The 21,070-nt window shown below is 58.0% G+C and carries 18 protein-coding genes; 17 read left to right on the plus strand and 1 reads right to left on the minus strand.

Features of this window, described 5'->3' with window-relative positions; translation table 11 throughout:
- Positions 1-23 precede the first annotated feature (23 nt).
- Positions 24-386, minus strand: coding sequence for an ATP-dependent Clp protease adapter ClpS (gene clpS, locus AUC60_RS06455; RefSeq protein WP_087265252.1), 363 nt, complete (start codon positions 384-386; stop codon positions 24-26).
- A gap of 220 nt (positions 387-606) precedes the next feature.
- Between clpS and cspD the strand changes: the two genes are divergently transcribed.
- The 17 genes from cspD (at position 607) to nuoH (ending at position 21,070) form a co-directional block, all read left to right on the plus strand.
- Positions 607-879 (plus strand): cold shock domain-containing protein CspD, encoded by a 273-nt coding sequence (gene cspD / locus AUC60_RS06460; RefSeq protein WP_087265253.1) that lies wholly within the window; start codon positions 607-609, stop codon positions 877-879.
- Positions 880-1,300: 421 nt separating this feature from the next.
- The gene (locus AUC60_RS06465; RefSeq protein WP_087265296.1) at positions 1,301-3,529 is read left to right on the plus strand and encodes an NADP-dependent isocitrate dehydrogenase; all 2,229 of its coding nucleotides are present in this window, start codon (positions 1,301-1,303) and stop codon (positions 3,527-3,529) included.
- Positions 3,530-3,713: 184 nt separating this feature from the next.
- Positions 3,714-4,160 (plus strand): NUDIX hydrolase, encoded by a 447-nt coding sequence (locus tag AUC60_RS06470; protein ID WP_087265254.1) that lies wholly within the window; start codon positions 3,714-3,716, stop codon positions 4,158-4,160.
- Positions 4,161-4,220: 60 nt separating this feature from the next.
- Entirely contained in the window at positions 4,221-5,351 is a 1,131-nt protein-coding gene (mnmA, locus tag AUC60_RS06475; RefSeq protein ID WP_087265255.1) for a tRNA 2-thiouridine(34) synthase MnmA, read from the plus strand.
- Positions 5,351-5,971, plus strand: coding sequence for a high frequency lysogenization protein HflD (hflD, locus tag AUC60_RS06480; RefSeq protein WP_087265256.1), 621 nt, complete (start codon positions 5,351-5,353; stop codon positions 5,969-5,971). Before mnmA ends, hflD begins: the two co-directional genes overlap by 1 nt.
- A gap of 130 nt (positions 5,972-6,101) precedes the next feature.
- Positions 6,102-7,472: an adenylosuccinate lyase gene (gene purB, locus AUC60_RS06485; RefSeq protein WP_027899403.1), complete on the plus strand. Its 1,371-nt coding sequence runs from the start codon at positions 6,102-6,104 to the stop codon at positions 7,470-7,472.
- 84 nt (positions 7,473-7,556) lie between these two features.
- The gene (locus tag AUC60_RS06490; protein ID WP_087265257.1) at positions 7,557-8,723 is read left to right on the plus strand and encodes a ribosomal protein uL16 3-hydroxylase; all 1,167 of its coding nucleotides are present in this window, start codon (positions 7,557-7,559) and stop codon (positions 8,721-8,723) included.
- Positions 8,716-9,141 carry a GNAT family N-acetyltransferase gene (locus tag AUC60_RS06495; protein WP_087265258.1) on the plus strand — a complete coding sequence of 142 codons (426 nt, stop codon included), beginning with the start codon at positions 8,716-8,718 and terminating at the stop codon, positions 9,139-9,141. Before AUC60_RS06490 ends, AUC60_RS06495 begins: the two co-directional genes overlap by 8 nt.
- A 153-nt stretch (positions 9,142-9,294) precedes the next feature.
- Positions 9,295-10,035, plus strand: a complete 741-nt coding sequence (locus tag AUC60_RS06500; protein WP_087265259.1) for a secretin N-terminal domain-containing protein — start codon at positions 9,295-9,297, stop codon at positions 10,033-10,035.
- Positions 10,036-10,553: 518 nt separating this feature from the next.
- Positions 10,554-11,879, plus strand: a complete 1,326-nt coding sequence (aceA, locus tag AUC60_RS06505) for an isocitrate lyase (RefSeq protein WP_027899399.1) — start codon at positions 10,554-10,556, stop codon at positions 11,877-11,879.
- A gap of 528 nt (positions 11,880-12,407) precedes the next feature.
- Positions 12,408-12,821 carry an NADH-quinone oxidoreductase subunit A gene (locus tag AUC60_RS06510; RefSeq protein ID WP_027899398.1) on the plus strand — a complete coding sequence of 138 codons (414 nt, stop codon included), beginning with the start codon at positions 12,408-12,410 and terminating at the stop codon, positions 12,819-12,821.
- Positions 12,822-12,831: 10 nt separating this feature from the next.
- Positions 12,832-13,506 (plus strand): NuoB/complex I 20 kDa subunit family protein, encoded by a 675-nt coding sequence (locus tag AUC60_RS06515; RefSeq protein ID WP_087265260.1) that lies wholly within the window; start codon positions 12,832-12,834, stop codon positions 13,504-13,506.
- A 73-nt stretch (positions 13,507-13,579) separates the two neighbouring features.
- Complete coding sequence (nuoC, locus tag AUC60_RS06520; protein ID WP_087265297.1) at positions 13,580-15,361, plus strand: NADH-quinone oxidoreductase subunit C/D; 1,782 nt, start codon at positions 13,580-13,582, stop codon at positions 15,359-15,361.
- Positions 15,362-15,369: 8 nt separating this feature from the next.
- Positions 15,370-15,867 (plus strand): NADH-quinone oxidoreductase subunit NuoE, encoded by a 498-nt coding sequence (nuoE, locus tag AUC60_RS06525; protein WP_027899395.1) that lies wholly within the window; start codon positions 15,370-15,372, stop codon positions 15,865-15,867.
- The gene (nuoF, locus tag AUC60_RS06530; RefSeq protein WP_087265261.1) at positions 15,864-17,219 is read left to right on the plus strand and encodes an NADH-quinone oxidoreductase subunit NuoF; all 1,356 of its coding nucleotides are present in this window, start codon (positions 15,864-15,866) and stop codon (positions 17,217-17,219) included. Before nuoE ends, nuoF begins: the two co-directional genes overlap by 4 nt.
- A 132-nt stretch (positions 17,220-17,351) precedes the next feature.
- Complete coding sequence (gene nuoG / locus AUC60_RS06535; protein WP_087265262.1) at positions 17,352-20,066, plus strand: NADH-quinone oxidoreductase subunit NuoG; 2,715 nt, start codon at positions 17,352-17,354, stop codon at positions 20,064-20,066.
- Positions 20,063-21,070 carry an NADH-quinone oxidoreductase subunit NuoH gene (gene nuoH / locus AUC60_RS06540; RefSeq protein WP_087265263.1) on the plus strand — a complete coding sequence of 336 codons (1,008 nt, stop codon included), beginning with the start codon at positions 20,063-20,065 and terminating at the stop codon, positions 21,068-21,070. The genes nuoG and nuoH overlap by 4 nt, the downstream gene beginning before the upstream one ends.

Below are 21,070 nucleotides of genomic sequence, written 5' to 3' on the forward strand. Positions count from 1 at the left end.
CCTCATACCCAAGTGGTCGGCGTTTAACCGTCCTTCTCGATCTCACAGAGTAGCGGATGCTGGCTTTCCCTGGCGTATTGGTTGACCTGCATTGCCTTGGTCTCGGCGATGTCGCGGGTAAACAATCCACATACTGCACGTCCCTCTGTATGGACGGCCAGCATGACCTTGGTCGCCAGCTCACGATTCAGGTTGAAGAACACCTCGAGCACTTCGACAACGAAATCCATCGGTGTGTAATCATCGTTAAATAAAACCACCTTGTACATCGGCGGCGCCTGCAACGTCGGTTTGGCATCCTGAACCGCGGTGCCAGCCGCGTCATCCTCATGGGAATCCGGACTGTCCTGATTTGATGTTAGTCGAATCTTGTTCATTGCATGCATGGAAAGAATGGTTCGTTGAGGGCGGATTGAATAATGAGTCGCAGTCTGACCGGTTTTCAAATGGACCGCCGCGTGACCTTGACTATCGGCTAAACGGTGTTACAAACAATAGAACCCACATTGGGTAAAAAGGGTCCGCGCAGTCAACCAAAATTTTTTTCGGTCCGGCGGATGAGGTGGATGATACTCCCAACGGAGTCCTTTGCAGAGGGATGTGACTATGCTCAGTGGTAAGGTCAAGTGGTTCAATAATGCAAAAGGTTATGGCTTTATCCTGGAAGATGGGAAAACCGAGGACCTGTTCGCTCATTTTTCTGCTATCAAAATGGACGGCTACAAAACCCTCAAGGCAGGTCAGCCGGTGACCTTTGAAATCATCCAAGGGCCTAAAGGCCTGCATGCTGTAAATATCAGCGCGGCCGCAGGCAACACACATTCGCCAAATGAGTCTACCAAGGCTACTGCGGGCAAGCCCGAGGATGTAACGGCCTGACCAGAACGCTCCGCTACAATGCGCCAACCTTGAAGAAACGGCCGGCTCAGTCATCTGAACCGGCCGTCTTCGTTTGTACAAGACTGCTTGCCAGACATTCCGACCCTTCGTTATCCACCCCGCCCGCCTGCAAACCTCGACCAACGGCCAATACCCTCGACGACTTGGAACGCTTAGCATTAATGCTTAGCGCGATGGGTTTGATATACTCCCGGCGTGACTAATGGGTCATAGGGGCCGACCAGTCTGGAAAGAGACTCTGCGCCCTTGTATGCGTTGCTTGACGCTCGACTGATGCACCCACCATCATCATCGCGAATAAACCTCGACTCAGGCTCACTAAAGAGACTGCGAGCAAAGTGCATACGCTGCGCGTATCGAGATTTTGTGCATGCTCAGCAAAACAGAGAGTTCATACGAAATGTCCAACCGTTCGAAGATCATCTACACCTTCACCGACGAAGCTCCAGCACTCGCCACCTACTCGCTTCTTCCTATCATCGAAGCCTTCACTGCCTCCTCTGATATCGACGTTGAAACGCGAGACATCTCTCTGGCGGGCCGCATTCTTTCCAGCTTCCCTGAATCCCTGAGCGCTGATCAGCAAATCGGCGACCACCTCGCCGAGCTGGGCAAGCTGGCCACAACACCAGAAGCCAACATCATCAAGCTGCCGAACATCAGCGCCTCGGTCCCGCAACTCAAGGCGACCATCAAAGAGCTGCAAGATCTGGGCTTCAAGATTCCTGACTACCCTGAGTCGCCGAGCACTGACGCGGAAAAAGACGTCCGCGCTCGCTACGACAAGACCAAAGGCAGCGCCGTGAACCCGGTTCTGCGTGAAGGCAACTCCGACCGTCGCGCACCATTGTCAGTCAAGAATTACGCTCGCAAGCACCCGCACAAAATGGGCGCCTGGGCTGCTGACTCGAAATCCCACATTGCCCACATGAGCAATGGCGATTTCTACGGCAGCGAAAAAGCCGCACTGATCGGCGCTGCCGATAACGTAAAAATCGAACTGATCGCTCAAGACGGCACAGCCACCGTTCTGAAAGAAAAGACCGCCGTCAAAGAAGGCGAGATCATCGATTCCTCGGTCATGAGCACCAAAGCCCTGCGCAGCTTCATCGCATCGGCCATCGAAGACGCCAAGGCTCAAGGCGTGCTGCTTTCAGTCCACTTGAAAGCCACCATGATGAAAGTCTCCGACCCGATCATGTTCGGCCAGATCGTTGCCGAGTACTACAAGGACGCGCTGACCAAGCACGCTGATGCGCTCAAGCAAGTCGGCTTCAACCTGAACAACGGCATCGGCGACCTGTACGACCGTATCAGCGCCCTGCCAGCCGACAAACAGGCTGAAATCAAGGCTGACATCCAGGCTGTCTACGCTGTTCGCGCCCCGCTGGCGATGGTCAACTCGGACAAAGGCATCACCAACCTGCACGTGCCAAGCGACGTGATCGTCGACGCATCGATGCCGGCCATGATCCGCGACTCGGGCAAAATGTGGAACGCTGCTGGCGAACTGCAGGACACCAAGGCCGTGATCCCTGATCGTTGCTACGCGACCATCTATCAAGCTGTGATCGAAGACTGCAAGAAACATGGCGCTTTCGATCCGACCACGATGGGCAGCGTGCCGAACGTTGGCCTGATGGCGCAAAAAGCTGAAGAGTACGGCTCCCACGACAAGACTTTCCAGATCACTACTCCAGGCGTTGTCCGCGTGACCGGCAGCGATGGCAAAGTGCTGATGGAACAGAACGTCGAAGAAGGCGATATCTGGCGCATGTGCCAGGCCAAAGACGCGCCGATCCAGGACTGGGTCAAACTGGCCGTCAACCGTGCTCGCGCCAGTGATACCCCAGCTGTGTTCTGGCTGGACCCGGCTCGCGCTCACGACGCCGAGATGATCAAGAAAGTCCAGAAGTACCTAGGCGATCACGACACTGCAGGCCTGGACATCCGCGTTATGTCGCCGGTTGAAGCCATGGCGTTCACTCTGGAGCGTACTCGCGCTGGCAAGGACACCATCTCGGTCACCGGCAACGTACTGCGCGACTACCTGACTGACCTGTTCCCGATCATGGAACTGGGCACTAGCGCCAAGATGCTGTCCATCGTGCCCCTGATGAACGGCGGCGGCCTGTTCGAAACCGGCGCAGGTGGCTCGGCTCCGAAGCACGTCCAGCAACTGGTCGAAGAAAACTTCCTGCGTTGGGATTCCCTGGGTGAGTTCCTGGCCTTGGCCGCTTCTCTGGAGCACCTGGGCAACACCTACAACAACCCGAAAGCGCTGGTCCTGTCCAAGACTCTGGATCAGGCTACCGGTGAGTTCCTGGACCGCAACAAGTCGCCATCACGCAAAGTCGGCAACATCGACAACCGTGGCAGCCACTTCTATCTGGCACTGTTCTGGGCTCAGGCTCTGGCTGCCCAGAATGACGACGCGGCTCTCAAGGCACAGTTCACCCCACTGGCGAAAACCCTGACCGACAACGAAGCCAAAATCGTTGCCGAACTGAACGCCGTACAAGGCAAGCCAGCGGAAATCGGCGGTTACTACTACCCGAACCCTGAGCTGACCAGCAAAGTCATGCGCCCAAGCGCAACCCTGAACGCAGCGATCGCTTCGCTGAACTAAGGTTTTGGCTGCACACAAACCCCGGCCTTGCGCCGGGGTTTGTGCACCTGCACTTCATGCATGAAGCGGTTTTCTGTAGGAGCTGCCGAAGGCTGCGATAGCATTGTGCCTGACACCACGCCATTCGCAGCCTTCGGCAGCTCCTACAGGGGATTGCGCGCCCAACCTACCGAGCACTTCCCTTATGAACTGGCAAGCCCACGTCACCGTTGCCACGATCGTCGAAGATCAAGGCAAATTCCTTTTCGTAGAAGAACTCAAGGGCGGCAAAGCGGTACTCAACCAACCTGCCGGGCATCTTGACCCAGATGAATCCCTGCAACGCGCCGCCGTGCGTGAAACCCTCGAAGAAACCGGCTGGGATGTTGAGCTGACCAGTGTCATCGGCATTTATCTCTACACAGCACCGAGCAATGGTGTGACCTATCAGCGCATCTGCTTCGCCGCCAAAGCCCTGCGCCACCATGCCGACTATCAACTGGACGACGGGATTATCGGCCCGCTGTGGCTCACTCGTGATGAACTCGTGGCCCAACAGGACCGCTGGCGCAGCGAGCTGGTACTGCGTTGCGTGGACGATTACCTCAACGGTGAACACTTCAGTCTCGACCTGCTACGCGACAAGGCGTGAGACTCGCGCGGCCGGGCCTGTTAGAATCGCGTCCTTTTCGAAGCTACCCATTGAATTCCTATGCCTGATTCAACCCTTTCCGATACTGCACAGAAGCGCGTCATCGTCGGCATGTCCGGCGGCGTAGACTCTTCGGTTTCTGCCGTTCTGCTCATGGAGCAGGGCTATCAGGTGGAAGGCCTGTTCATGAAGAACTGGGAAGAAGACGATGGAACGGAATACTGCACCGCTCGTGAAGACCTGGCCGACGCCCAGGCCGTGTGCGACAAGATTGGTATCAAACTGCATACCGCGAACTTCGCCGCTGAATACTGGGACAACGTGTTCGAGCACTTCCTGGCCGAATACAAGGCCGGTCGCACGCCGAACCCGGACATCCTCTGCAACCGCGAAATCAAATTCAAGGCGTTCCTCGACTACGCCCTGATGCTCGGCGCCGACCTGATTGCCACCGGTCACTATGTGCGCCGCCGGGATATCGACGGACGCACAGAGTTGCTCAAGGGCCTGGACCCGAACAAGGACCAGAGCTACTTCCTGCACGCCGTCGGTGGCGATCAGATCGCCCGGACACTGTTCCCGGTCGGCGAACTGGAAAAGCCCGAAGTAAGAGCTATTGCCGAGAAGCACGGCCTGGCGACCGCCAAGAAAAAAGACTCCACGGGCATCTGCTTCATTGGCGAGCGTCGTTTCACCGACTTCCTGCGCCAGTATCTGCCCGCTCAGCCCGGCGAGATCAAGACCACCGAGGGGGAAGTCATCGGTCGCCACAGCGGCTTGATGTACCACACCATCGGCCAACGCCAGGGCCTGGGCATTGGCGGCCTGAAAGACGCCAGCGATGATCCGTGGTACGTGCTGGTCAAGGACCTTGAGAACAACGAACTGATCGTGGGTCAGGGCAACGACCATCCCTGGCTGTTCTCCCGCGCCCTGGTGGCTTCACAGATCTATTGGGTCAACCCCATCGACCTGAGCACACCGCGTCGCCTGACCGCTAAAGTGCGCTATCGCCAAAGCGATCAGCTCTGCACGCTGGAGCAGACCGCCGACGGCTATCGCGCCACCTTCGACGAACCGCAACGCGCCGTCACTCCCGGCCAGTCCGTGGTGTTCTACGATGGCGAAATCTGCCTGGGCGGCGGCGTGATCGAAATCGCCGAAGCCTGGCACAGCAAGGACAAGCGTTGATGACCCCGATTCAGGAGCAATTGGTCGCACTGGCTGGCGTATTTCAGGCCGCCGTACTGGTAGACCGTATCGCCAAGACCGGCCAGAGCAGCGAAGCAGTGCTGGGCTGTATGCTCGGCAGCCTGCTGGTGCAGGACCCCAAAGACACGCTGGACGTTTACGGTGGCGACGATTTGAACCTGCGCGAAGGCTACCGCGCGCTGGCCAGCGCTTTGGAACGCGATCCATCGACGCTGCAGCGCGAGCCGCTGCGCTACGCTCTGTCGATGCTCGGTCTGGAACGACAACTGGCCAAACGCGACGACATGCTGGAAACCGTGGGCAATCGCCTGCCGCAAATCCAGTCACAGGTTGAACACTTCGGCATCGCCCACGAAAACGTCATCGCAGCCTGTGGCGCGCTGTATCAGGACACCCTGAGCACCCTGCGCCAACGCATTCAGGTGCATGGCGACATGCGCAACCTGCAACAGCCGAGCAACGCCTCGAAAATCCGCGCCCTGCTGTTGGCCGGTATTCGCTCTGCTCGCCTGTGGCGACAAAATGGCGGCCATCGCTGGCAACTGGTCGTAAGCCGTCGCAAGTTATTGAAAGAACTGTATCCATTGATGCATGGCTGACTTGCCAGGCATTTGCAGACACTGCTGACAAACACCGCGTGACATACGCTGGTCAGGCCGCCCCGGTTCGACCTGGTTTTCATGTATGATATGCGCCCCTTTTCGTTGCCTGACTGTCCGAGAGCACCCCATGCAGCTTTCTTCGCTCACTGCGGTTTCCCCTGTTGACGGCCGCTACGCCGGTAAAACCGAGGCCTTGCGCCCAATTTTTAGCGAATACGGTCTGATCCGTTTTCGCGTCATGGTTGAAGTACGCTGGCTCCAGCGTCTGGCCGCACACCCTGAAATCACTGAAGTTCCAGCGTTTTCAGCCGAAGCCAACGCCATTCTCAACACCCTGGCGGAAGACTTCTCGATCACTCACGCCGAGCGCGTGAAGGAAATCGAGCGCACCACCAACCACGACGTCAAGGCCGTGGAGTACCTGCTCAAGGAACAGGCTGCCAAGCTGCCTGAGCTGGACAAGGTCAGCGAGTTCATCCACTTCGCCTGCACCAGCGAGGACATCAACAACCTGTCCCACGCCCTGATGCTGCGCGAAGGCCGCGATAACGTGATGCTGCCATTGATGCGCAAGATCGCTGACTCGATCCGCGAACTGGCCATCCGCTTCGCTGACGTTCCGATGTTGTCGCGCACCCACGGTCAACCAGCCTCCCCGACTACTCTGGGTAAAGAACTGGCGAACGTCGTTTATCGTCTGGAGCGTCAGATCGCCCAGATCGCTGCAGTGCCACTGCTGGGCAAGATCAACGGTGCAGTCGGCAACTACAACGCACACATCTCCGCGTACCCGTCCATCGACTGGGAAGCCAACGCTCGCGCTTTCATCGAAGACGAGCTGGGTCTGGGCTTCAACCCTTACACCACGCAGATCGAGCCGCACGACTACATCGCCGAACTGTTCGACGCCATCGCACGCTTCAACACCATCCTGATCGATTTCGACCGCGATATCTGGGGCTACATCTCCCTGGGCTATTTCAAGCAGCGCACTATTGCTGGCGAAATCGGTTCGTCGACCATGCCGCACAAGGTCAACCCGATCGACTTCGAAAACTCCGAAGGCAACCTGGGTATCGCCAACGCACTGTTCCAGCATCTGGCGAGCAAGCTGCCGATCTCACGCTGGCAGCGGGACCTGACTGACTCAACCGTGCTGCGCAACCTGGGCGTCGGCTTCGCTCACAGCGTTATTGCTTATGAAGCCACCCTCAAGGGCATCAGCAAGCTGGAGCTCAACGAGCAGAAAATCGCCGCCGATCTGGACGCGTGCTGGGAAGTCCTGGCTGAGCCGATTCAGACCGTCATGCGTCGCTACAACATCGAAAACCCATATGAGAAGCTGAAAGAACTGACACGCGGCAAGGGCATCAGCCCTGAAGCACTGCAGACCTTCATCGATACTCTGGATATGCCTGCCGAAGCCAAGGCCGAGTTGAACAAACTCACCCCGGCCAACTACATCGGCAATGCAGTGGCGCAAGCCAAGCGCATCTGAGCTGCATAACACCATTGCACACGCCCGGCAGTGCCGGGCGTTTTTATTGCAGTCCCGAAAAGACAATTTTTCAATAGGTTACACATGAATCCTGATATTCCTCTTCAACTTCTGGGCGGCATCAGTGCGCGCGTCTTCCTGCGTGACTACTGGCAGAAAAAGCCACTGCTGATCCGTCAGGCCCTGCCGGACTTTCAGAGCCCGATCGACCCGGACGAGCTGGCTGGCCTGGCCCTGGAAGAAGAAGTCGAATCGCGACTGGTCATCGAGAATGGCGAGCGCCCATGGGAACTTCGTCGCGGTCCGTTCGCGGAAGACGAGTTCAGCAAGCTGCCGGAAAAGGACTGGACTCTGCTGGTTCAGGCCGTTGACCAGTTCGTACCGGAAGTCGGTGAACTGTTGGAGAACTTCCGCTTCCTGCCGAGCTGGCGCATCGATGACGTGATGGTCAGCTACGCCGCCCCGGGTGGCGGTGTCGGCCCGCATTTCGACAACTACGACGTGTTCCTGCTGCAAGGTCACGGCAAGCGCCACTGGCAGATCGGTCAGATGTGCGACTCCGACAGCCCGCTGCTGCAACACGCCGATCTGCGCATCCTCTCTGACTTCCAGATGACCGAAGAGTGGACCCTGGAACCCGGCGACATGCTCTACCTGCCGCCGCGCCTGGCCCACTGCGGCGTCGCCGTTGATGACTGCCTGACATACTCGGTCGGCTTCCGCGCCCCAAGCGCTGCCGAAGTGCTGACCCACTTCACCGACTTCCTCAGCCAGTTCACCCCTGATGAAGAGCGTTATACCGATGCCGACGCGCAACCGGCCAACGATCCGCATCAGATCCAGCACGACGCCCTCGACCGTCTGAAAGCCTTGCTGGCCGAACACATGGGCGACGAGCGCCTGCTGCTGACCTGGTTTGGCCAGTTCATGACCGAGCCACGCTATCCGGAACTGGTGACAGGCCCGGAACTGGAGGAAGAAGACCTGCTGAGCAGCCTGGAACAGGGCGCAGTTCTCATTCGCAACCCAAGCGCACGTCTGGCATGGTCCGAAGTCGACGACGACCTGCTACTGTTTGCCAGTGGTCAGAGCCGTCTGCTGCCGGGTAGCCTGCGCGAACTGCTGAAAATGATCTGCGCTGCCGATGCCCTGCACAGTGACAACCTCGGCCAGTGGTTGGCCGATGAAGAAGGACGCAACCTGCTCTGTGAGCTGGTAAAACAAGGAAGCCTGGGGTTTGCCGATGAATAGAACCAACGTGCGTGTCGCCGACTGGCACAAAGACAATGCTGACATCCGTCGCGTACGCGATGCTGTGTTTGTCGCCGAGCAGTCGGTGCCGCCAGAGCTGGAATGGGACGCTGAAGACATCGACGCCATTCACTTCCTGGCCCTGGAGGGTGATTTTGCAATTGGCACAGCCCGCCTGCTGCCAGATGGTGAAATAGGTCGACTGTCGGTACTCAAGGACTGGCGCGGCATGAAAGTCGGTGAAGCACTGCTCAGTGCCGTCATCAACGAAGCCGAGCGACGCGACCTCAAGCAACAGAAACTCAGCGGTCAGGTACAAGCCGTCGAGTTCTACGAGCGCTTCGGCTTTACCGTGGTCAGTGAAGAGTTTCTTGAGGCAGGCTTGCCTCACGTGAACATGACCCGCCATTCAGGCTGAAACGCCCGATTAAACGCCCTGCCCGCCTGCTCCAGCTTGTCTATGCTGGTACAGGCTGGCAGGGCGTTTTGCATTCGACGATTCAACTTGCGCGTCTGCAGGCCGACAAACTGGCAAACTCAGCTCTTTTAGATGTTCCAGGAGATTGGATCTATGTTCCTGCGCACCCTGCTCACCTCGCTGCTGCTGATATGTAGTGTCGGCGCCATGGCCGCTACCGAAGTGGTTCCCCTTAATTACCGGACCAGTGAGGACCTGCTGCCAGTGGCTAAATCCTTCCTCGGACCGGACGGTTCGGTCAGTGCTTACAACAACCAGCTGATCGTCAATGCCGAGCCGCGCAAGATCGAAGAACTGCGCGCCCTGCTCTCGCAACTCGACACAGCGCCCAAGCGTCTGCTGATCAGCGTCGACACCAGTGATAGCGCGTCACGCAGCAGCATTGGCGTAAACCAGAGCCGCGTCATCAACTACGGCACTGCCAGCCGCGAAGGTGGCGTACAACAGGTGCAAGCCAGTGAAGGCGCGCCAGCGCTGATACAAGTCGGCCAGAGCGTGCCGGTCACCACCACCCGAACTGATAACTATGGCTACGCCCAGAGCAACACCGAATACCGCAACGTGACCCAAGGCTTTTACGTCACAGCCAGTATTACCGGTGACATTGTGCACTTGAACATCAGCACCAATCGGGATCGAGTGAGCCAGGAACGGTCCGACACCTTCAAAGTACAAAGTACCGACAGTCAGGTCAGCGGCCGCCTCGGCGAATGGATCACTCTGGCGGGCGTGAGCGATCAGTCAGTTGCTGACCGCCAAGGCAATACGCGGCAGTATTCGACTCAGGGTCGAGAAGACATGACATTGCGCGTAATGGTGCAAACCCTCGACTGAACAAAGGCTCAAGCAAAATCGGGTACCAAAGGGCCTTTAACTGACTGACTGGTCGCGACAGAGCCAAAATGTAGTGACAACAGAAAAGCACTACAAAACGTTTGACGGGTCAAAAATGGCGAGGCATGATTGCCTCGCTCCCGCTAATCAGAGGCCCTGAAAAGAGCCTTCGGGTCGCGCTCAAATCCTACGAGCCGATTCGTGTCTGTATCGCCCACAAGGCAGTTTGACGAGGTTGCGACTGGAACGAAGTTGTCCTGAGGGACGGAAGCGTATTACGGTCCATCGGCAAAGCTGCCAAGTGACGCGACAGGCCCTTGAGTGCCCGACTGCACGCCACAGCTACGCCTTGAACTCGCTCTTCCCGCCTCGAACGACCTCCTTTCACCGCCACCGCGCAAATCAGGCTCATAACCAGACATCTGATCAGCGAGCAGCCATCCATGTGCCTTCGATATCCGGGGCGTTTTGGCGGAGCAGGACATTCCAACAAAACCTATGTGAAAGGGGTTTCGCTCATGGCACTGACACGCGAACAACAAATAGCAGCGCTCGAGAAAGACTGGGCTGAAAATCCGCGCTGGAAAAATGTGACCCGTACGTATTCCGCCGCTGATGTCGTCCGCCTGCGTGGCTCGGTTCAACCTGAACACACATTCGCCAGGAATGGCGCGGAAAAGCTCTGGAATCTGGTCACTCAAGGTGCCAAGCCTTCCTTCCGTCCTGACAAAGACTTCGTCAACTGCATGGGCGCCCTCACCGGCGGACAGGCAGTGCAACAGGTCAAAGCCGGTATTCAGGCGATTTATCTGTCTGGCTGGCAGGTGGCCGCCGACAATAACTCGGCCGAGTCGATGTACCCCGACCAGTCGCTGTACCCGGTGGACTCTGTGCCGACCGTGGTCAAGCGCATCAATAACTCGTTCCGCCGTGCCGACCAGATTCAGTGGAAAGCCGGGAAAGGTCCGGGCGACGAAGGCTACATCGATTACTTCGCGCCCATCGTAGCGGACGCCGAGGCCGGTTTTGGCGGTGTACTCAACGCCTACGAACTGATGAAAAGCATGATCGAAGCAGGCGCCGCTGGCGTTCACTTCGAGGATCAACTGGCATCGGTCAAGAAATGCGGTCACATGGGCGGCAAGGTCCTGGTGCCCACCCAGGAAGCCGTACAAAAACTGGTGGCCGCTCGCCTGGCGGCAGACGTTGCCGGTGTACCGACGATCATTCTGGCGCGTACCGACGCCAACGCTGCTGACCTGCTGACGTCTGACTGCGATCCGTATGACAAACCGTTCGTAACCGGCACCCGCACGCACGAAGGTTTCTACAAGGTCCGTGCCGGGCTTGATCAAGCCATTGCTCGCGGCCTGGCCTACGCGCCTTATGCCGACCTGATCTGGTGCGAAACCGCCAAACCCGATCTGGACGAAGCTCGCCGTTTTGCCGAGGCAATCAAGAAGGAATACCCGGATCAGTTGCTCTCGTACAATTGCTCACCGTCCTTCAACTGGAAGAAGAATCTGGACGACGCGACCATCGCCAAATTCCAGCGCGAGCTTTCGGCCATGGGCTACAAGCATCAGTTCATTACCCTGGCCGGTATCCATAACATGTGGCACAGCATGTTCAACCTGGCGCACGACTACGCCCGCAACGACATGACTGCGTATGTGAAGCTGCAGGAGCAGGAGTTCGCCGATGCCGCCAAGGGGTACACCTTTGTGGCGCACCAGCAGGAAGTGGGCACCGGCTACTTCGATGACGTGACGACCGTGATTCAAGGTGGCGTGTCTTCGGTAACGGCGCTGACGGGATCTACTGAGGAAGAGCAGTTTCATTAAGATCCGCGCCGACCTCATCAGGCCGCCGACATTGGGCGGCCTGTTTCGCCTGACAAATTGCCATCGCGAGCAAGCTCACTCCTACAGTTACTGGCATTACAACTGTAGGAGTGAGCTTGCTCGCGATGGCGTCATTCTGGTCACAGCAAGACCCACATTCATGGAGTCACAGCAGAACGCCTATGACTTAGGTATTAACGGAAATCTATAGGTAAATCGCAAAACACCCCAACTAACTACCCTCAACAACAAATGATACTTATTATCATTTAGAAAACAGTCCTTCTTCCGTAACTTTTTAGAACGAAACATAATTAGCTTAAACCCCGCCAACCCCCGCCCTGCCTGCTCCAAACCCTCACCCCAGGCCCGTAAGTGATTAATTGCACAAATTAATTTGATATAGAAAATTTACTTGCCCTGTTTTTGCACATAAAATCACCGAAATTGATTTCGCTGCGACATATCGTCGCTGCATATACTATTTTCAAGCTCAGAGACCATTGATCTCTGTCAAGGAATGCCAGCATGTCCGAATCGACAGGTTTGATTGCCCACAACTGGGGCTTCGCCATCTTCCTTTTGGGTGTAGTCGGCCTGTGCGCCTTCATGCTCGGTGTTTCCAGCCTTCTGGGCAGCAAAGCCTGGGGCCGCAGCAAAAACGAACCGTTTGAATCCGGCATGCTGCCTACCGGCAGCGCCCGCCTTCGCCTTTCGGCAAAATTCTATCTGGTCGCGATGCTCTTCGTGATCTTCGACATTGAAGCCCTCTATCTCTTTGCCTGGTCTGTGTCCGTCCGTGAAAGCGGCTGGACCGGATTCGTCGAAGCACTCGTTTTCATAGCAATTCTGTTGGCAGGTCTTGTCTACCTATGGCGGGTTGGAGCGCTGGATTGGGCTCCTGAAGGTCGCCGTAATCGGCAAGCGAAGCTAAAACAATGAGGCTTTGGCGATGCAATACAATCTCACCAGGATCGACCCGGATGCTCCTAATGAAGAGTATCCAATCGGCAAACGGGAAACTGTTTCCGACCCGCTAGAAGATCAAGTCCACAAAAACATCTACATGGGCAAGCTGGAAGACGTGCTGAGTGGTGCGGTCAACTGGGGACGTAAAAACTCCCTGTGGCCATACAACTTCGGCTTGTCGTGCTGCTATGTGGAAATGACAACCGCCTTCACGGCGCCCCACGACATCGCCCGCTTCGGCGCCGAGGTTATCCGGGCATCGCCGCGACAGGCGGATTTCATGGTTATTGCCGGTACTTGCTTCATCAAGATGGCGCCGATCATTCAGCGTCTCTACGAGCAAATGCTCGAACCTAAATGGGTTATCTCCATGGGTTCGTGTGCCAACTCCGGTGGTATGTACGACATTTATTCCGTGGTTCAGGGCGTGGACAAGTTCCTTCCTGTGGATGTCTATGTGCCCGGCTGCCCGCCCCGCCCCGAAGCGTTCCTGCAAGGCTTGATGCTGTTGCAGGAATCCATCGGCCAGGAGCGTCGCCCTCTTTCCTGGGTCGTCGGCGATCAAGGCGTGTACCGCGCCGAAATGCCGTCGCAAAAGGAACAGCGCCGCGAACAGCGAATTGCAGTCACCAATCTGCGCAGCCCCGACGAAGTCTGATCCAGAACTGTTCTCTTTAAAGAACGAATAGCTGGCTTCATTCTTTACGTTGACCGAAAGCGATAAAAAAACCATGACTACAGGCAGTGCTCTGTACATCCCGCCTTACAAGGCAGACGACCAAGACGTCGTCGTAGAATTGAACAACCGTTTTGGCGCCGAGGCGTTCACCGCCCAATCGACCCGCACTGGCATGCCGGTGCTTTGGGTCGAGCGTGCGCGCCTGATCGAGGTGCTGACCTTCCTGCGTCAGCTGCCTAAACCTTACGTCATGCTGTACGACCTGCATGGTGTGGACGAGCGTCTGCGCACCAAGCGCCACGGCTTGCCAGGTGCTGACTTCAGCGTGTTCTACCACTTGCTGTCGATTGAACGTAACAGCGACGTCATGATCAAGGTAGCGCTGTCCGAAAGTGACCTCAGCCTGCCGTCCGTGACCAGCATCTGGCCCAACGCCAACTGGTACGAGCGTGAAGTCTGGGACATGTTCGGTATCGACTTCCGCGGTCACCCGCACCTGAGCCGCATCATGATGCCGCCGACCTGGGAAGGTCACCCGCTGCGCAAGGACTTCCCGGCGCGCGCTACCGAGTTCGATCCATTCAGCCTGACCCTGGCCAAGCAGCAACTGGAAGAAGAAGCCGCGCGCTTCAATCCGGAAGACTGGGGCATGAAGCGTTCCGGGACCAACGAAGACTACATGTTCCTCAACCTGGGTCCGAACCACCCTTCGGCCCACGGTGCGTTCCGCATCATTCTGCAACTGGACGGTGAAGAGATCGTCGATTGCGTTCCGGACATCGGCTACCACCACCGTGGTGCCGAGAAGATGGCCGAGCGTCAGTCGTGGCACAGCTTCATTCCATACACCGACCGGATTGATTATCTGGGCGGCGTGATGAACAACCTTCCGTACGTGCTCTCGGTCGAGAAGCTGGCGGGCATCAAGGTGCCGGAGAAGGTCGACACCATCCGCATCATGATGGCCGAGTTCTTCCGGATCACCAGCCACCTGCTGTTCCTGGGTACTTACATCCAGGACGTCGGCGCCATGACCCCGGTGTTCTTCACCTTCACCGACCGTCAGCGCGCTTACACCGTGATCGAAGCCATCACCGGTTTCCGTCTGCACCCGGCCTGGTATCGCATCGGTGGTGTTGCCCACGACCTGCCACGCGGTTGGGAAAAACTGGTCAAGGACTTCGTTGACTGGTTGCCGAAGCGTCTCGACGAGTACACCAAAGCGGCGCTGCAAAACAGCATCCTGAAAGGCCGGACCATCGGTGTCGCTGCCTACAACACCAAGGAAGCCCTGGAATGGGGTGTCACCGGTGCAGGCCTGCGTTCCACCGGTTGCGATTTCGACCTGCGTAAAGCGCGTCCTTACTCCGGTTACGAGAACTTCGAATTTGAAGTCCCGCTGGCCGCCAATGGTGATGCCTACGACCGCTGCATGGTTCGCGTCGAAGAGATGCGCCAGAGCATCAAGATCATCGACCAGTGCATGCGCAACATGCCGGAAGGCCCGTACAAGGCGGATCACCCACTAACAACGCCGCCGCCGAAAGAGCGCACGCTGCAGCACATCGAGACCTTGATCACGCATTTCCTGCAAGTTTCGTGGGGCCCGGTCATGCCGGCCAACGAATCCTTCCAGATGATTGAAGCGACCAAGGGCATCAACAGTTATTACCTGACGAGCGACGGCGGCACCATGAGCTACCGTACCCGGATCCGCACCCCAAGCTTCCCGCACCTGCAACAGATCCCTTCGGTGATCAAAGGCAGCATGGTCGCGGACTTGATCGCGTACCTGGGTAGTATCGATTTCGTTATGGCCGACGTGGACCGCTAAGCATGAGCATGAACAGCACGCTTATCCAGACAGACCGTTTCGCCCTGAGCGAAACCGAGCGCTCGGCCATCGAGCACGAGCTGCATCACTACGAGGACCCGCGCGCGGCGTCCATCGAAGCCCTGAAGATCGTTCAGAAAGAACGCGGCTGGGTGCCGGACGGTGCGATCTACGCCATCGGCGAGCTGATCGGCATTCCTGCCAGTGACGTAGAAGGTGTAGCAACGTTCTACAGTCAGATCTTCCGTCAGCCGGTCGGCCGTCACATCATTCGCGTCTGCAACAGCATGGTCTGCTTCATCGCCGGTCACGAATCGGTTGTCGAAGAGATCCAGAATTCGCTGGGCATCGCTCCTGGCCAGACCACGGCCGACGGGCGTTTCACCCTGCTGCCGGTCTGCTGCCTGGGCAACTGCGACAAAGCCCCGGCCGTGATGGTCGACGATGACACCTTTGGCGACGTGCAACCCGGCACTGTGGCCAAGATGCTGGAGGGTTACCCATGACCATCACTTCCTTCGGCCCTGCCAACCGCATTGCGCGCACGGCTGAAACCCATCCGCTGACCTGGCGTCTGCGCGATGACGGCGAGCCGGTATGGCTTGACGAGTATCAGGCCAAAGACGGTTATGCGGCGGCGCGCAAGGCGCTCACCCAGCAATCGCCTGACGACATCGTCCAGTCCGTGAAAGATTCCGGCCTTAAAGGCCGCGGCGGTGCAGGCTTCCCCACTGGCGTGAAGTGGGGCCTGATGCCCAAAGACGAATCCATGAACATCCGCTACCTGCTGTGCAACGCGGATGAAATGGAACCCAATACCTGGAAAGACCGGATGCTGATGGAGCAGCTGCCACACCTGTTGGTGGAAGGCATGCTGATCAGTGCTCGTGCACTGAAAGCCTACCGCGGTTACATCTTCCTGCGCGGCGAGTACGTTACGGCGGCCAAGCACCTTAACCGTGCCGTCGCAGAAGCCAAGGCAGCTGGCCTGCTGGGCAAGAACATTCTGGGTACCGGCTTCGATTTCGAACTGTTCGTACACACCGGTGCCGGGCGTTACATCTGCGGTGAAGAAACCGCACTGATCAACTCCCTGGAAGGCCGTCGCGCCAACCCGCGTTCCAAGCCGCCCTTCCCTGCCGCTGTGGGCGTGTGGGGCAAGCCGACGTGCGTGAACAACGTAGAGACGCTGTGCAACGTACCGGCCATCGTTGGTAACGGTAACGACTGGTACAAATCCATCGCCCGCGAAGGCAGCGAAGACCACGGCACCAAGCTGATGGGTTTCTCCGGCAAGGTGAAAAACCCTGGCCTGTGGGAACTGCCTTTCGGTGTGCAGGCCCGTGAGTTGTTCGAAGACTACGCAGGTGGCATGCGCGACGGCTACAAGCTCAAGTGCTGGCAGCCAGGCGGCGCCGGTACCGGCTTCCTGTTGCCGGAACACCTCGATGCACAAATGTATGCCGGTGGCATCGCCAAGGTCGGTACGCGGATGGGTACCGGGCTGGCCATGGCCGTTGACGACAAGGTCAACATGGTCTCGCTGCTGCGCAACATGGAAGAGTTCTTCGCTCAGGAATCTTGCGGTTTCTGTACCCCCTGCCGTGACGGTTTGCCATGGAGCGTGAAGATTCTGCGCGCCCTGGAAAAAGGCCATGGTCAGGCGGGAGATATCGAAACCCTGCTGGGACTCGTGGGCTTCCTTGGCCCGGGCAAGACCTTCTGTGCTCACGCGCCGGGTGCCGTGGAGCCGTTGGGCAGTGCGATCAAATATTTCCGCCCGGAGTTCGAGGCCGGTATCGCGCCCACCAGCGCAGCCGTCCCGCCTCTGGCAAGACCGATCATCGTCGGCGCATAACCGTTTGCAAGGCCGGGGGAATGCCTCCGGTCCATCGCGTGATGACGCCCTGAAGGCTGTTTAGAGTCGCGCGAATAACAAGATTCCATTAGCCACGCCCGCTGACACCGGGCCAACGAAGACCTTTGAACCATGGCCACTATCCACGTAGACGGCAAAGCGCTCGAAGTCGATGGGGCAGACAACCTGTTACAGGCATGTCTGTCGCTAGGCCTCGACATCCCGTATTTCTGCTGGCACCCCGCCCTCGGCAGCGTTGGCGCCTGTCGCCAATGTGCGGTCAAGCAGTACACGGACGAGAACGACACCCGTGGTCGTATCGTCATGTCCTGCATGACTCCAGCCACCGATAACACCTGGATTTCCATCGAAGATGAAGAATCCAAGGCCTTCCGGGCCAGTGTTGTCGAGTGGCTGATGACCAACCACCCCCACGACTGCCCGGTCTGTGAGGAAGGCGGTCATTGCCACCTGCAAGACATGACGGTAATGACCGGCCACAACGAGCGTCGTTATCGCTTCACCAAACGGACTCACCAGAATCAGGAACTCGGCCCGTTCATCGCTCACGAGATGAACCGCTGCATCGCCTGCTACCGTTGCGTACGTTTCTATAAAGACTACGCAGGCGGCACTGACCTCGGTGTTTTCGGCGCCCACGATAACGTGTACTTCGGTCGCGTTGAAGACGGCGTTCTGGAAAGCGAGTTCTCCGGCAACCTCACCGAGGTCTGCCCGACCGGCGTGTTCACCGACAAGACGCACTCCGAGCGCTACAACCGTAAGTGGGACATGCAATTCTCGCCGAGCATCTGCCATGGCTGCTCCAGCGGTTGCAACATCAGCCCGGGCGAGCGTTATGGTGAAATCCGTCGCATCGAGAACCGCTACAACGGTTCGGTGAACCAGTATTTCCTGTGCGACCGTGGCCGCTTCGGTTATGGCTACACCAACCGCGAAGACCGTCCACGTCAGCCGCACCTGGCTGATGGCAGCAAACTGAGCCTGGATCAGGCGCTGGATAATGCTGCGGATCTGCTGCGCGGTCGCAACATCGTCGGTATCGGTTCGCCACGCGCGAGCCTGGAAAGCAACTACGCGCTGCGCGAGCTGGTCGGCGCAGAACACTTCTATTCGGGTATCGAAGCCTCCGAGCTGGAGCGCATCCGTCTGGTGGCCCAGGTGTTGAAAAACAGCCCGCTGCCAATCCCGACCCTGCGTGACATCGAAGATCACGACGCCATTTTCGTCCTAGGTGAAGACCTGACCCAGACCGCTGCACGTCTGGCTTTGGGCCTGCGTCAAGCGGTGAAAGGCAAGGCCGAAGACATGGCCGCAGCAATGAAAGTCCAGCCATGGCTCGACGCAGCAGTGAAGAACATCGGTCAGCACGAGCTGAACCCGCTGTTCATCGCCAGCCTGGCCGAGACCAAGCTCGATGACGTTGCCGAAGAATGCGTGCATGCCGCTCCAGACGACCTGGCGCGTATCGGCTTCGCGGTCGCCCACGCGCTGGACGCCAGTGCGCCAGCCGTTGAAGGCCTTGAGACTGAGGCGCTGGAATTGGCACAACGTATTGCCGATGCCCTGCTGGCTGCCAAGCGTCCACTGATCATCGCCGGTACTTCGCTGGGTTCCAAAGCGCTGATAGAAGCCGCCGCCAACATTGCGAAAGCCCTGAAGCTGCGCGAAAAAGAAGGCTCCATCAGTCTGATCGTGCCGGAAGCCAACAGCCTCGGTCTGGCCCTGCTGGGTGGCGACTCTGTCGATGCCGCGCTGCAAGCAGTAATCGACGGCAAGGCCGATGCCATTGTGGTGCTGGAAAACGATCTATACACCCGTACTGACGCCGCCAAGGTCGATGCAGCTCTGAGCGCGGCGAAAGTCGTGATCGTGGCTGATCATCAGAAAACCCCGACCGGTGACCGTGCTCACTTGGTGCTGCCTGCTGCGAGCTTTGCTGAAGGCGACGGTACTCTGGTCAGCCAGGAAGGCCGTGCTCAGCGCTTCTTCCAGGTGTTCGACCCGACTTATCTGGATGCAAGCATCCTGGTTCATGAAGGCTGGCGCTGGCTACACGCCCTGCGCGCGACCCTGCTGAACAAGCCGGTGGACTGGACATTGCTCGACCACGTGACGGCTGCCTGCGCTGCAAGCAACCCGCAACTGGCCGCCATCGTCAACGCCGCGCCATCGGCTGCGTTCCGTATCAAAGGTCTGAAACTGGCTCGCGAACCACTGCGCTACAGCGGCCGTACGGCAATGCGCGCCAACATCAGCGTACATGAACCGCGTACCTCTCAGGACAACGACACCGCGTTCGCCTTCTCCATGGAAGGTTACTCGGGCTCGGTTGAACCACGCCAACAAGTGCCTTTCGCCTGGTCTCCGGGCTGGAACTCGCCACAAGCGTGGAACAAGTTCCAGGACGAAGTCGGCGGTCACTTGCGTGCCGGTGATCCAGGTACCCGTCTGATCGAAACCCAGGGCGATAACCTGAGCTGGTTTACCAGCGCACCTCGCGCCTTCTCCCCGGCTCAAGGGACCTGGCAAGTAGTGCCGTTCTATCACCTGTTCGGCAGCGAAGAGAATTCTTCGAAAGCCGGTCCGGTTCAAGAACGCATTCCTGCCCCTTACGTTGCTCTGGCCAAATCGGAAGCCGATCGCCTGGGTGTCAACGAAGGCGCACTGCTCTCCTTGAACGTTGCGGGTCAGACCTTGCGTCTGCCGTTGCGCATCAACGAAGAACTGGGCGCAGGTCTGGTGGCGTTGCCTGCCGGTCTGGCCGGTATCCCGCCCGCGATTTTCGGCAAGTCCGTTGACGGTCTGCAGGAGGCAGCGCAATGAGTTGGTTCACCCCTGATGTGATCGACGCGATCATTGCTGTCGTCAAGGCAATCGTTGTGCTGCTGGCCATTGTGGTCTGCGGCGCACTGCTGAGCTTTGTGGAACGTCGTCTGCTGGGCTGGTGGCAGGACCGTTACGGTCCGAACCGCGTTGGCCCGTTCGGCATGTTCCAGATTGCTGCCGACATGCTGAAAATGTTCTTCAAGGAAGACTGGACCCCGCCGTTTGCCGACAAGGTGATCTTCACCCTGGCCCCGGTGGTTGCCATGAGCGCCCTGCTGATCGCGTTCTCGATTATCCCGATCACCCCAAGCTGGGGCGTGGCGGATCTGAACATCGGTCTGCTGTTCTTCTTCGCCATGGCCGGTCTTTCGGTGTACGCGGTGTTGTTCGCCGGTTGGTCGAGCAACAACAAGTTCGCCCTGCTCGGTGCGCTGCGTGCGTCGGCACAAACCGTGTCCTACGAAGTGTTCATGGGCCTGGCGTTGATGGGCATCGTGGTTCAGGTTGGCTCGTTCAACATGCGCGACATCGTTGAATACCAGGCGCAGAACCTGTGGTTCATCATTCCGCAGTTCTTCGGCTTCTGTACCTTCTTCATTGCTGGTGTCGCCGTGACTCACCGTCACCCGTTCGACCAGCCGGAAGCGGAGCAGGAACTGGCTGACGGTTACCACATTGAATATGCAGGCATGAAGTGGGGCATGTTCTTCGTTGGCGAATATATCGGGATCATTCTGATCTCGGCACTGCTGGTGACGCTGTTCTTCGGTGGCTGGCACGGCCCGTTCGATATCCTGCCTTCGCTGTCGTTCTTCTGGTTCGCCATCAAGACTGCATTCTTCATCATGCTGTTCATCCTGCTGCGTGCATCCATCCCGCGCCCACGCTATGACCAGGTCATGGATTTCAGCTGGAAATTCTGTCTGCCGCTGACCCTGATCAATTTGCTGGTGACTGCTGCGGTTGTGCTGTTGAACACACCAGCCGGCTCGGTTCAGTGA

Source organism: Pseudomonas caspiana (assembly GCF_002158995.1).
GTDB lineage: Bacteria > Pseudomonadota > Gammaproteobacteria > Pseudomonadales > Pseudomonadaceae > Aquipseudomonas > Aquipseudomonas caspiana.